We start from the raw sequence: 12,771 nt of genomic DNA on the forward strand, positions 1-12,771 counted from the left end.
CGAGATCCCCTCCCCGGTCGCCGGCATCCTCACCGAGATCACCGCTCAGGAGGACGAGACCGTCGAGGTCGGCGGACAGCTCGCCGTCATCGGCAGCGAAGCCCCGGCCCAGCAGTCCGCTCCCGCCGAGGAGAAGCCCGCGCCGAAGCAGGAGGTTCCGAAGCAGGAGACTCCGAAGCCCGCCGAGCAGAAGCCCGCCGCACAGCAGCAGGCCCCGAAGGTCGAGCAGGCCACCCCGGCTCCCGCACCGAAGCCGGTCGGGACCGCGGCGACGACCCCGAAGCCCGCGCCTCAGGAGGAGTCCACCCCGAGCGGTGCGACCCCGTACGTCACCCCGCTCGTGCGCAAGCTCGCCTCGCAGCACGGCGTCGACCTGTCGACGGTGAAGGGCACCGGTGTCGGTGGCCGCATCCGCAAGCAGGACGTCCTCGCTGCCGCCGAGGGTGGCAAGGCCGCCGGTGGCGAGCAGCAGAAGTCTGCCGCGCCGACGAGTCCGGCTCCGGGTGTGCGCCCCGAGCTCGCCAAGCTGCGCGGAACGACCCAGAAGATCAACCGCATCCGCCAGATCACGGCGAAGAAGACCCTCGAGTCGCTGCAGACCACCGCGCAGCTCACCCAGACCTTCGAGGTCGACGTCACCAAGATCGCCCAGCTGCGGGCCCAGGCGAAGAAGGCGTTCTCCGAGCGCGAGGGCGTCAACCTCACCTTCCTGCCGTTCTTCGCCAAGGCCGTCGTCGAGGCGCTGCGCGCGCACCCGAACGTCAACGCCTCCTTCGACGACAGCAAGAAGGAGATCACCTACCACGCGGCCGAGCACCTCGGCATCGCGGTGGACACCGAGCAGGGCCTGCTCTCCCCGGTGATCCACAACGCCGGCGACCTGTCGCTGGCCGAGCTCGCCCGCGCGATCGCCGACATCGCCGAGCGTGCCCGCAAGGGTGGTCTCAAGCCCGACGAGCTGGCCGGTGGCACCTTCACCATCACCAACATCGGTAGCCAGGGCGCGTTGTTCGACACCCCGATCCTCGTGCCGCCGCAGGCCGCGATGCTCGGAACCGGCGCCATCGTCAAGCGTCCGGTCGTGGTGATCGACGAGACCGGCAACGAGTCCATCGGCGTCCGCTCGATGTGCTACCTGCCGCTTACCTACGATCACCGCCTGATCGACGGTGCCGACGCGGGCCGCTTCCTCAAGACGATCAAGCATCGTCTCGAGGAGGGCGCGTTCGAGTCCGATCTGGGACTGTAGGTTTCCGGATCCGGACTATCCGTCCGACGACCTCCGACGGGGGCATCACCACTGCGGTGATGCCCCCGTCGGCGTCCGCGCCACAGCGGGTGCCCTCCCCCTGCGGTGCGGCGTAGAGTTCAGGAACATGAGTGATCCCTCGTCTTCCGCCCGTTCCGATTCGGCTCCCGTCGCCGTCGCATGTCTCGGAACCCTCGGTTATCTCGAGGCCTGGGAGAGGCAGCGCGAACTCGCGAACGAGCGCGCCGACGGCATCGGCGCCGACACCCTGCTCCTGCTCGAACACCCGCCCGTCTACACGGCCGGGCGCCGCACCGAGGACGGCGACCGCCCCACCGACGGCACGCCCGTCATCGACGTCGACCGCGGCGGCAAGATCACCTGGCACGGCCCCGGGCAGCTCGTGGGCTACCCCATCGTCAAGCTCGCCGAGCCGATCGACGTCGTCGGCTACGTGCGTCGCGTCGAACAGGGCCTGATCCGCGTCTGTACCGACATGGGCCTGAACTGCGGCCGCGTGGAAGGACGCTCCGGTGTCTGGCTTCCCGCCGAGCTGCGCGACGGGCACTGGCTCCCCGAACGCAAGATCGCTGCGATCGGCATCCGGGTGCAACGTGGTGTCGCCATGCACGGCTTCGCACTCAACTGCAATTCGGCTCTCGACGCGTTCGACTCGATCGTCCCGTGCGGCATCCGCGACGCCGGAGTCGCGTCGCTCACCGGCGAACTCGGCCGGGAGGTCACCGTCGACGACGTGATCCCGGCCGTCACCGAGGCCGTCATCGCCGCTCTCGACGGCCGAATCCCCGTGACCGAGTGCGACATCGAGCGGGTCACCTTCGAGCACGCCGTCGGGGCGTCCGGAATTCCCACCACCACCCCGGAATTCACGACACACCGGTTCTGAAGGGCGGTCGCACCCGCCGGGTCCGGGCAGGACCGGCGGCGTACGATCGAGTGCGTGACTGTGGCCCCAGAAGGACGCAAGCTGCTGCGGATCGAGACCCGAAACGCGCAGACGCCGATCGAACGCAAACCCAACTGGATCAAGACCCGGGCGAAGATGGGCCCGGAGTACACCGACCTCAAGGGCCTGGTGCGACGCGAAGGTCTGCACACGGTCTGTGAGGAAGCCGGTTGTCCCAACATCTACGAGTGCTGGGAAGACCGCGAGGCGACATTCCTCATCGGTGGCGAGCAGTGCACCCGTCGCTGCGACTTCTGCCAGATCGACACCGGTAAGCCCGCCGCGCTCGACCGCGACGAGCCGCGTCGTGTCGCCGAGTCGGTCCGCTCGATGGGTCTGCGCTACTCCACGATCACCGGCGTCGCCCGCGACGATCTGCCCGACGGCGGCGCATGGCTGTATGCCGAGACGGTGAAGCAGATCCACGCGCTCAACCCGGGCACCGGCGTCGAGAACCTCATCCCCGACTTCAACGGCAAGCCCGACCTGCTGCAGGAGGTCTTCGAGTCGCGTCCCGAGGTGCTCGCGCACAACGTCGAGACCGTGCCGCGGATCTTCAAGCGCATCCGTCCGGCCTTCCGCTACGAGCGGTCGCTCGACGTGATCCGGCAGGCCCGCGACTTCGGACTGGTCACCAAGTCCAACCTCATCCTCGGCATGGGCGAGACCCCCGAGGAGGTCACCGAAGCGCTGCACGACCTGCACGACGCCGGCTGCGACATCATCACGATCACCCAGTACCTGCGGCCCTCCCCGCTCCACCATCCGGTCGAGCGCTGGGTCAAGCCGCAGGAGTTCGTCGATCACTCCGAGACCGCCCGCGAGATCGGGTTCGCCGGTGTGATGGCCGGTCCGCTGGTGCGTTCGTCGTACCGCGCCGGTCGCCTGTACGCGCAGGCGATGGCCCACCACGGACGCGAACTTCCCGCCGACCAGGCGCATCTCGCCGAGGAGGGCACGGCGTCCCAGGAAGCCGGCGCCGTTCTCGCGCGCTTCGGCAACTGACCTCCCGCCGCTCGTCGCGGCAGGTCCTCAGGCGGCCCCGGTGGTGGTAAACGTGCCACCACCGGGGCCGTATCCTTGAGTACATGGCGAAGGGCAGCAAGACCGACAAGGAAGCGAAGGCCGCGGCGAAGGCCGCACGCAAGCAGGCGTCGAAGGAGCGTCGAACCCAGCTGTGGCAGGCGTTCCAGATCCAGCGCAAGGAGGACAAGGCACTCCTGCCGTGGATGATCGGTGCCCTCGTCGGTTCGATCGTGGTGTTCTTCCTCGTCGGCCTGATCTTCGACATCCAGTGGTTCCTGCTGCCGGTCGGCATCCTCGTCGGCGTCCTGTTGGCCTTCATCATCTTCGGGCGCCGCGTGCAGAAGAGCGTGTACGCGAAGGCCGACGGCCAGGCCGGTGCGGCCGCGTGGGCGCTCGACAACCTGCAGGGCGCGTGGCGCGTGAGCCAGGCGGTCGCGGGCACCACCCAGCTCGACGCCGTGCACCGCGTCATCGGACGCCCCGGCATCATCCTCGTCGGTGAGGGCAACCCCGGTCGCGTGAAGGGCCTGATGGCCCAGGAGAAGAAGCGGGTCGCGCGTCTCGTCGGCGACACCCCGATCTACGAGTTCGTCGTCGGCAACGAGGAGGGCCAGATCCCGCTCTCCCAGCTGCAGAAGCGTCTGAACAAGCTGCCCCGCAACATCGACACCAAGCGGATGGACACCATCGAAGGTCGCCTGTCGGCGCTGAGCACGAAGAAGTCCGGGCCGGCCATGCCCAAGGGCCCGCTTCCCGCCGGTGCGAAGATGCGCAGCGTGCAGCGCACGATGCGCCGCCGCTGATCTTCCGAACTACGCCGAAGGCCGCCTCTCGTCCCGGGGACGAAGGCGGCCTTCGGTGTATGCGGAGCAGTTTGCGGGTGGTCGCGGTCAGCGCGAACGGACGACCGCGCGTCAGCGCGAACGGACGACCGCGGTGCCCGTGGCGCGATCCTGCAGGCCGCGACCGTCGATGTCGGTGACGAGCGCCGGGGCGATGAACACCAGCAGCACCTGACGTGCGAGCGCGCGCACGATGCCGACCCGCGCGGGGGCGTCCACCCGCACGACCTGCAGCCCGGCGACGAACTGTCCGGGGGTGAACGAGAACAGGCTCACGCATCCCACGCCCACCACGAACCAGATGATGAGGGTGTACGACGACAGCAGCGGACTCTCGAGCGGGTTGCCCCCGACGAGGCCGGCCGCGATCGCCATGGACATGAACCAGTCGACCGCGAGGGCGAGTACCCGGCGGACGGTGGGCACCATGGAGCCGGGGCCGTGTTCGGGGAGGCCGAGCAGTTGCCCGGGATAGTCCTGCTCCTGCTGGAGACCTTTGGGAAGCGCCGCAGCAGGCCCGGAAAGCCAACTGCCCGTCATGCGTGCCATGGCACCAGGATAAGCTCTCATGGGCGGACCAGCGTCGACCCGTGTTGGCCGCGGTGACTTATACCACCTTTTCGACCTCACAGCAGGACGAAAGCATGTGTAACACCCGCGAAACATAGGCTTGATGGACGGGCAACACCAGATCCATAACGTCTGATCCGACGCAGGCGCCCAGCACCCATGGCGCGCACCGACTGAAGGAGCACAAGCGTGGCGTTCACCACGGCCGAAGAGGTCATCAAGTACATCGCGGAAGAGAACGTCGAATACGTCGATATCCGCTTCACGGACCTGCCCGGCATCGAACAGCACTTCTCGATCCCGGCGAAGGCGTTCAACGAGGACGTCTTCGAGGACGGCCTGGCATTCGACGGATCCTCCGTGCGGGGTTTCCAGTCCATCCACGAGTCGGACATGCTCCTGCTCCCCGATGTGACGACCGCCCGCATCGATCCCTTCCGCGCCGCCAAGACCCTGAACGTCAGCTTCTTCGTCCACGATCCGTTCACCCGTGAGTCCTACAGCCGCGACCCCCGCAACGTCGCGCGTAAGGCCGAGGAATACCTGATCAGCACCGGCATCGCCGACACCGCCTTCTTCGGTGCCGAGGCCGAGTTCTACATCTTCGACTCCGTCTCCTACGACTCGAAGATGAACGGCGCGTTCTACGAGCTCGATTCGATCTCCGGCTCGTGGAACACCGGCGCCGAGTACAACGCCGACGGCACCCCGAACCGCGGCTACAAGGTCCGCCCGAAGGGTGGCTACTTCCCCGTCGCTCCGTACGACCACTACGTCGACCTGCGCGACGAGATCTCCACCAACCTGCAGCTCGCCGGCTTCGAGCTCGAGCGCGGCCACCACGAGGTGGGCACCGGCGGCCAGGCCGAGATCAACTACAAGTTCAACACGCTGCTCTCCGCAGCCGACGACCTGCAGCTGTTCAAGTACATCGTCAAGAACACGGCGTGGAAGAACGGCAAGACCGCCACCTTCATGCCGAAGCCGCTCTTCGGCGACAACGGCTCGGGCATGCACGTGCACCAGTCGCTGTGGAAGGACGGCAAGCCGCTGTTCCACGACGAGTCCGGCTACGCGGGTCTGTCCGACCTCGCCCGCTGGTACATCGGCGGCATCCTCCACCACGCGCCGTCGCTGCTCGCCTTCACGAACCCGACGATCAACTCGTACCACCGTCTGGTGCCGGGCTACGAGGCTCCGATCAACCTCGTGTACAGCCAGCGCAACCGTTCGGCCGCCGTGCGTATCCCGATCACGGGCAACAACCCGAAGGCCAAGCGTCTCGAGTTCCGCGCTCCCGACTCCTCGGGTAACCCCTACCTGAACTTCGCGGCGCAGATGATGGCCGGCCTCGACGGCATCAAGAACAAGATCGAGCCGCTCGCTCCGGTCGACAAGGACCTCTACGAGCTCCCGCCGGAGGAGGCCAAGAACATCCCGCAGGCCCCCACCAGCCTGTCGGCCGTGATCGACAACCTCGAGCGCGACCACGAGTACCTCACCGAGGGCGGCGTCTTCACCACCGACCTCATCGAGACCTGGATCTCGCTCAAGCGCGAGCAGGAGATCGCTCCGGTCAACCTGCGCCCGCACCCCTACGAGTTCCAGCTGTACTTCGACTGCTGAGTCGAGTCCGGTAAGCACTCTTCGAGAGGCCGTTCGTCCCTTCCGGGACGGGCGGCCTCTCGCCTTGTCTGCGCCCCTTCCGCTCCGGCATCCTCGCGCGCCGAAACGGGGTTCGCCCCTGCTGCAGCAGCAGCAAGCCCCGGTTCGGCGCGCGAGAATCGTTTGTTCGTCATCGAATCCGGCGAAATCGCGACCGGTTCCAGAAAAGTGGTCCATAGTGGGCACGTGCCCTCGACGCGGGATTTCTCCGAGCGGTTACGCGCAGCCGGTCTTCGCGTGACCCGACAGCGTCTGGCGGTGCTCGATGCGGCGCACGAGCACCCGCACGCCGATGCCGATCGCATCTTCGACGCGGTCGGCGCCGTCGTTCCCGGCATCGGCCGGCACACCGTGTACGACATCCTCCACGCGCTCTCGGCACACGGCCTGCTCCGACGAATCCGGCCCGCAGGTTTCCACGCGCGGTACGAGGTGCGCGTCGGCGACAACCATCACCACCTCGTCTGCCGGTCCTGCGCCGCGATCTCGGATGTCGACCACACCATCGGCGACTCGCGTTGCCTGTCACCGGTGGACGACGCAGGTTTCGACGTCGACGAGGCGGACGTCGTCTTCTGGGGCCTGTGCCGCGACTGTTCGACAGACGATCCACGACAACAGCCCTGAATCGGTCCGATCGACCCTGATCCGGAAGGAAACCGCAGTGTCCGAAAGCGAAAACCCGGCAATCCCCTCCCCCGAGCCGTCACCGCACCGGCCGAGGACCAATCAGGACTGGTGGCCGGACCAGCTGGATCTGACTGTCCTGCACCAGCATTCACCGCTGTCCAATCCGTTGGAACCCGACTTCGACTACTCGAAGGAAGTCGAATCCCTCGACGTCGAGGCGCTCCGTCAGGATCTGATCGACCTGATGACGGATTCCCAGGATTGGTGGCCGGCCGACTTCGGTCACTACGGGGGTCTGTTCATCCGTATGAGCTGGCACTCGGCCGGCACCTACCGCATCGCCGACGGTCGCGGTGGCGGCGGCAAGGGCGCGCAGCGGTTCGCTCCGCTCAACAGCTGGCCCGACAACGTCAGCCTCGACAAGGCCCGTCGTCTCCTGTGGCCGATCAAGCAGAAGTACGGCCGCAAGCTCTCCTGGGCCGACCTGCTGGTCTTCGCCGGCAACTGCGCCTACGAGTCGATGGGGTTCACGACGTTCGGCTTCGCGTTCGGCCGCGAGGACATCTGGGAGCCCGACGAGGTCTTCTGGGGCCCGGAGGACACCTGGCTCGGCGACGAACGCTACGCCGGTGAGCGCGAACTCCAGGGCCCACTGGGTGCCGTCCAGATGGGTCTGATCTACGTCAATCCCGAAGGCCCCAACGGCAACCCGGAGATCCTCGCGTCCGGACGCGACATCCGTGAGACGTTCGCCCGGATGGCGATGAACGACGTCGAGACGGCCGCGCTCATCGTCGGCGGTCACACCGTCGGCAAGACGCACGGTGCCGCTCCCGCCGACAATCTCGGTCCCGAACCCGAGGGTGCCCCGCTCGAACAGCAGGGTCTCGGCTGGAAGAACTCGTACGGCACCGGTGTCGGTGGCGACACGATCACCAGCGGTCTCGAGGTCACCTGGACGCCCACTCCGACCAAGTGGGACAACAGCTTCCTCGAGACGCTGTACGCCTACGAGTGGGAGAAGACCAAGAGCCCCGCCGGTGCGTGGCAGTGGACGCCGAAAGGCGGTGCCGGCGCGGACACCGTGCCCGACGCCCACGACCCGACGAAGAAGCACGCGCCGGGCATGCTCACCAGCGACCTCGCGTTGCGCTACGACCCCGTCTACGGCGAGATCACCCGGCGCTGGCTCGACCATCCCGAGGAACTCGAGCAGGAGTTCGCCAAGGCGTGGTTCAAGCTGCTGCACCGCGACATGGGTCCGATCTCGCGGTACCGGGGGCCGTGGATCCCGGAACCGCAGATCTGGCAGGACCCGGTGCCGGAGGTCGACCACGAGCTGATCGACGACAGCGACGCCGCCTCCCTCAAGGCGAAGATCCTCGACTCGGGAGCGACGATCCCGCAGCTCGTCGCCACCGCCTGGGCGTCGGCTGCGAGCTTCCGCGGCACCGACAAGCGCGGCGGCGCGAACGGCGCACGCGTGCGACTCGAGCCGCAGAAGGACTGGGAAGCCAACGAACCGGAGCAGCTCGCACAGGTACTGCAGATCCTCGAGGGTATCCAGCAGGACTTCAACGGCTCGGGCGGCAACAAGAAGGTCTCCCTGGCGGATCTGATCGTCCTCGCCGGTAACGCCGCGGTGGAGAAGGCCGCCGAGGATGCGGGACACGACATCACGGTTCCGTTCTTCCCCGGCCGCACCGATGCGAGCCAGGAGTGGACCGACGTCGAGTCGTTCGAGGTGCTCGAGCCGAAGCACGACGGTTTCCGCAACTACCTGCGCGGCGGCGAGAAGCTTCCGCCCGAGAAGCTGTTCCTCGAGCGCGCCAACCTGCTGACGCTGACCGCTCCCGAGACGACGGTGCTCGTCGGCGGTCTGCGTGCGCTCGGCGCGAATCACGGCGGCAGCAAGCACGGGGTCTTCACCGACCGCCCGCAGACCCTGACGAACGACTTCTTCGTCAATCTGCTCGATATGGGGACCGAGTGGAAGGTCTCGCAGAACAGCGAGGGCGTCTACGAAGGACGCGCTCGGGGATCGGACCAGGTCAAATACACCGCGACCGCCGTCGACCTGGTCTTCGGGCACAACTCGCAGCTGCGGGCGCTCGCCGAGGTCTACGCGACCGACGATGCCGGCCCGAAGTTCGTCCGCGATTTCGTCGCGGCCTGGACGAAGGTGATGAACCTGGATCGTTTCGATCTGAAGAAGTGACCGCGCCGGCGGTCCACGACCGCGCCTGACGCACCGTCCCGGAGCCACCCCTCGTGTTCGGCGGGTGGCTCCGTCGTGTGCAGGGGGTCGTGCGCAGGTCCGCCGAGCCGAAACCGACTGGACAGCCGTACTGCACACGGGTGTACCGTGAGGACACAGCTTTGGTGATGTTCGTCACACTCGCTCGCGGGGGAGTGGATGCGACGTGGTCCGTATCCGAACGACACGTCTCCTCGGGAGGCCACCATGCGTAGATCCCTCGTTTCGGCAGCATGCGCCGCTGTCATGCTGTCCCCCGTCCCTCTGTCCGTCGCACTCGCAGGCACCGCAGCGGCCCAGACCGACATCTCCGTCGTCGGCATGTCGCAAGAGCAGGCACAGCAGGTGCTCTCCGACGCGGGAGTCCCCTACATCATCCTCAACCGGTCCGGCAGCACCATGCAGAACTGCAGGGTGACCGAGCAACGCGACCGTGGCTACGACGTCGAGGTCGAGTACGACTGGGACCACGAGAACAAGGAGTGGGACAAGACCGAGGTCGAGGTCTGGCGAGGACTCGCACTCGTCGTCTTCTGCGACTGACGCTCGGCTAGTCCCAGAACACCCGCTCGACGACCGCCCGCGCACGACGCGTGACGCGCAGGTAGTGGTCGAGAAACTCCGACGCGTCCTCACCACGCCAACCCGTCACGCGGGCAACGGCTTCGAGCTGCCGTCCCGGCCCCGGGAGCTGGTCGGTCGGCTTGCCGCGGACGAGCACGAGACAGTTCCGCGCATCCGTCGCGGTGATCCATGCCGTGCGCAGGAGTTCGACGTCGGTCGCGCTGAGCAGCTCGGCGGCGCCGATGCCGCCGAGCGCCTCGAGCGTCGAGGTCGTGCGGAGCGCCGGGAGCCGGTAGGCGTGCTGGAGCTGCAGCAGCTGCACGGTCCATTCGATGTCGGCGAGACCGCCCCGTCCGAGTTTGGTGTGGGTGGCCGGGTCGGCCCCGCGCGGCAGCCGCTCGGAGTCCACGCGTGCCTTGATGCGCCGGATCTCGCGGACGGCCTCCTGCGAGACCCCACCCTCGGGATAGCGCACGTCGTCGATCATGTGCAGGAAGCGGGTGCCGAGCTCGCGGTCACCCGCGACGGCGTGTGCACGCAGCAGCGCCTGTACCTCCCACACCTCGGCCCACTGCGTGTAGTACGCCCGGTAGGAAGCGAACGTCCGGACGATGGGACCGCTGCGACCTTCCGGACGCAGATCCAGATCGACCTCGAGCGGTGGGTCGGTGCTCGGCGCGCCGAGCAGTCGCCGCACCTGCTCGGCGATGCTCGTGGCCCACTTGACCGCATCGGTCTCGTCGGCGTCCGGCAGCGGGTCGCACACGAACAGCACGTCCGCGTCGGATCCGTAGCCGAGTTCGCCGCCTCCGAGCCGGCCCATCCCGATCACCGCGATACGCGCCGGCGCCGGTCCGCGGGACTGTTCCGAGCCCCGGATCACCGCGTCGAGCGCGGCTTCGAGGACACCCGCCCATACCGTGGACAACGCCCGGCACACCTGCGGCACGTCGAGCATGCCGAGGATGTCGGCGCTCGCGACGCGCGCGAGTTCGGCGCGGCGCAGCGAACGCGCGGCGGCGATGGCGCGAGCGGGATCGGAGTAGCGCGACGACGATGCGACGAGGGCGCGCGCCACCTCGGGCGGGTTCGCCTCGAGCAGCCGCGGCCCGGTCGAGGCGTCGGCGTACAGGCGGATGACGTCGGGAGATTTCACCAGCAGGTCGGCGACGTAGGCCGACGAGCCGAGAACCGTCATGAGGCGTTCGGCCACCGCCGGTTCGTCGCGCAGCACCCGCAGGAACCAGACGGTGTCGTAGAGCGCATCGGACAGCCGTCGGTAGGCGAGCAGACCGGCGTCGGGATCGGTTGTCTCCCCGAGATATTCGAGCAACTGCGGGAGCAGCAGCGCCTGAATGCGCGCCTTGCGTGAGGCCCCGCCGGACAGCGCAGCCAGGTGTTCCATCGCGTGCTGCGGGGCGTTGTAGCCCAGCGCGGCGAGCTGGCGGACGGCCGCGTCGGGCGACAACCGCAGGGCTTCCTTGTCGAGCTTGCTCACCGAGTCCAGCAGCGGCCGGTAGAACAGGCGCGCGTGCAGTTTGCGGATCCGCGACGAGTTGCGCTTGATCTCCGATTCGAGAACGCCGAGCGCGTCCTTGCGTCCGTCCGGTCGCATGTGGGCGGCACGGGCGAGCCAGCGCAGCGCCTCGCGGTCCTCCGGGGGAGGCAGGGTATGGGTCCGCTTGAGCCTCTGCAACTGCAACCGGTGTTCGAGCAGGCGGAGGAATTCGTAGGACGCCCGCATGTTCGCCGCATCGTCGCGGCCTACATAGCCGCCGTCGGCGAGCGCGCACAGCGCTTCGACGGTGTTGGGGACGCGGAGCGACTCGTCGACGCGGCCGTGCACGAGTTGCAGCAACTGCACGGCGAATTCGACGTCGCGGAGGCTGCCGCGTCCGAGCTTGAGTTCGCGCTCGCGCAGTTCGGGCGGGACCATCTCCTCGACCCGGCGCCGCATCGCCTGCACATCGGGGACGAAGTCCTCGCGTTCGGAGGCGGTCCACACCATCGGGCTCATGGCGTCGATGTACCGGCGGCCGAGGTCGAGATCCCCGGTCATCGGTCGCGCCTTGAGCAGTGCCTGGAACTCCCAGGTCTTGGCCCACCGGTTGTAGTACGCGACATGGGATTCGAGGGTGCGGACGAGTTCGCCGCGCTTGCCCTCCGGGCGCAGCGCGGCATCGACCTCGAAGAACGCCGACGTGCCGATGCGCATCATCTCGCCGGCGATCCGGCTCGCCCGGGCATCGGCGGGTTCGGCGACGAACACGACGTCGACGTCGCTGACGTAGTTCAGTTCGCGCGCACCGCACTTGCCCATCGCGATGACGGCGAGGTCGATCGGGCACGGGCCTTCCGGGATCACGGTGGACACGGCCACCGCGAGCGCTGCGGTGAGCGCCGCATCGGCGAGGTCGGCGAGCAGCGCACCGACCTCGAGATAGGGCACCACCGGTTCGTTCTCGACGACCGCGGCGAGATCGGCGGCGGCGATCAGCATGAGCTGGTCGCGGTAGGTGGTCCGCAGCGCCGCGACCGCGTGTGGGCCGACGAGTCCGGCCCGGTGGATCAGCCGGCCGGGCCGCCCGTCGGGCTCGGGTTCGGCGTCGACGCTGTCCAGCATCCGCGCCGTGAAGGTGTGCTTGTCGGGCAGTGCCGCGCTGCCCGCGAGCATCTTCCAGCGATCCGGGTTGGCGACGACGTGGTCGCCGAGCGCCGACGACGCCCCGAACAGCCCGAACAACCGGCCGCGCAGGCGTGTGTCGGAGCGCAGCGCCGAGTCGAGCTCGGCCCAGTCGTCACCGAGCGCGTCGGCCAGTCGCACGAGAGTGCGCAACGCCAGATCCGCGTTCGGGGCACGGGACAGCGACCACAGCAGTTCGACGCTGTCGGCGTCGTTCCATCCGAGTCGAGCGAGTTCGGCAGGGGCGGTCGGCTCGACGAGGCCGAGCCGACCGGGGCCGGGAACTACCGAACGCGCGCTGGGCGGTCTCACCACGTT

At 68.1% G+C, this 12,771-nt stretch carries 10 protein-coding genes; 8 read left to right on the top strand and 2 right to left on the bottom strand.

Annotation, left to right across the window (positions count from 1 at the left end; translation table 11 throughout):
- The 4 genes from sucB to ACQR3U_RS12410 form a co-directional block, all read left to right on the top strand.
- Positions 1 to 1,249: 2-oxoglutarate dehydrogenase, E2 component, dihydrolipoamide succinyltransferase (sucB, locus tag ACQR3U_RS12395; protein WP_428692123.1), on the top strand; the 1,249-nt coding region annotated here is incomplete at its 5' end.
- A 127-nt stretch (positions 1,250 to 1,376) separates the two neighbouring features.
- Positions 1,377 to 2,156 carry a lipoyl(octanoyl) transferase LipB gene (gene lipB, locus ACQR3U_RS12400; protein WP_006554407.1) on the top strand — a complete coding sequence of 260 codons (780 nt, stop codon included), beginning with the start codon at positions 1,377 to 1,379 and terminating at the stop codon, positions 2,154 to 2,156.
- Between the two features lie 54 nt (positions 2,157 to 2,210).
- The gene (lipA, locus tag ACQR3U_RS12405; protein ID WP_024101310.1) at positions 2,211 to 3,221 is read left to right on the top strand and encodes a lipoyl synthase; all 1,011 of its coding nucleotides are present in this window, start codon (positions 2,211 to 2,213) and stop codon (positions 3,219 to 3,221) included.
- Between the two features lie 83 nt (positions 3,222 to 3,304).
- Positions 3,305 to 4,045: a DUF4191 domain-containing protein gene (locus ACQR3U_RS12410; protein ID WP_006554409.1), complete on the top strand. Its 741-nt coding sequence runs from the start codon at positions 3,305 to 3,307 to the stop codon at positions 4,043 to 4,045.
- A 111-nt stretch (positions 4,046 to 4,156) separates the two neighbouring features.
- Here ACQR3U_RS12410 and ACQR3U_RS12415 read toward each other — a convergent pair whose 3' ends face one another.
- A complete protein-coding gene (locus ACQR3U_RS12415) occupies positions 4,157 to 4,633 on the bottom strand; it encodes an RDD family protein (protein ID WP_033097791.1) in 477 nt (158 codons plus the stop codon).
- Positions 4,634 to 4,843: 210 nt separating this feature from the next.
- Between ACQR3U_RS12415 and glnA the strand changes: the two genes are divergently transcribed.
- From glnA to ACQR3U_RS12435, 4 genes are all read left to right on the top strand, one after another.
- The gene (gene glnA, locus ACQR3U_RS12420) at positions 4,844 to 6,280 is read left to right on the top strand and encodes a type I glutamate--ammonia ligase (protein WP_006554411.1); all 1,437 of its coding nucleotides are present in this window, start codon (positions 4,844 to 4,846) and stop codon (positions 6,278 to 6,280) included.
- Positions 6,281 to 6,505: 225 nt separating this feature from the next.
- Positions 6,506 to 6,946: a Fur family transcriptional regulator gene (locus ACQR3U_RS12425; RefSeq protein ID WP_170318573.1), complete on the top strand. Its 441-nt coding sequence runs from the start codon at positions 6,506 to 6,508 to the stop codon at positions 6,944 to 6,946.
- Positions 6,947 to 6,983: 37 nt separating this feature from the next.
- The gene (katG, locus tag ACQR3U_RS12430; protein ID WP_230810250.1) at positions 6,984 to 9,167 is read left to right on the top strand and encodes a catalase/peroxidase HPI; all 2,184 of its coding nucleotides are present in this window, start codon (positions 6,984 to 6,986) and stop codon (positions 9,165 to 9,167) included.
- Between the two features lie 246 nt (positions 9,168 to 9,413).
- Positions 9,414 to 9,749, top strand: a complete 336-nt coding sequence (locus ACQR3U_RS12435; protein WP_039958655.1) for a hypothetical protein — start codon at positions 9,414 to 9,416, stop codon at positions 9,747 to 9,749.
- 7 nt (positions 9,750 to 9,756) lie between these two features.
- On the opposite strand, the gene ACQR3U_RS12440 is transcribed toward ACQR3U_RS12435, so the two are convergent.
- Positions 9,757 to 12,768 (bottom strand): bifunctional [glutamine synthetase] adenylyltransferase/[glutamine synthetase]-adenylyl-L-tyrosine phosphorylase, encoded by a 3,012-nt coding sequence (locus ACQR3U_RS12440; RefSeq protein ID WP_230810249.1) that lies wholly within the window; start codon positions 12,766 to 12,768, stop codon positions 9,757 to 9,759.
- Between the last annotated feature and the right edge of the window lie 3 nt (positions 12,769 to 12,771).

It is taken from the genome of Rhodococcus sp. IEGM1339 (assembly GCF_050321925.1).
Lineage (GTDB): Bacteria > Actinomycetota > Actinomycetes > Mycobacteriales > Mycobacteriaceae > Rhodococcus > Rhodococcus pyridinivorans.

What these genes read in the sequence shown, in the direction of transcription:
- ACQR3U_RS12415 (WP_033097791.1), bottom strand. Translation starts at nt 4,633, where the DNA reads ATGGCACGCATGACGGGCAGTTGGCTTTCCGGGCCTGCTGCGGCGCTT.
- ACQR3U_RS12435 (WP_039958655.1), top strand. Translation starts at nt 9,414, where the DNA reads ATGCGTAGATCCCTCGTTTCGGCAGCATGCGCCGCTGTCATGCTGTCC.
- lipB (WP_006554407.1), top strand. Translation starts at nt 1,377, where the DNA reads ATGAGTGATCCCTCGTCTTCCGCCCGTTCCGATTCGGCTCCCGTCGCC.
- ACQR3U_RS12410 (WP_006554409.1), top strand. Translation starts at nt 3,305, where the DNA reads ATGGCGAAGGGCAGCAAGACCGACAAGGAAGCGAAGGCCGCGGCGAAG.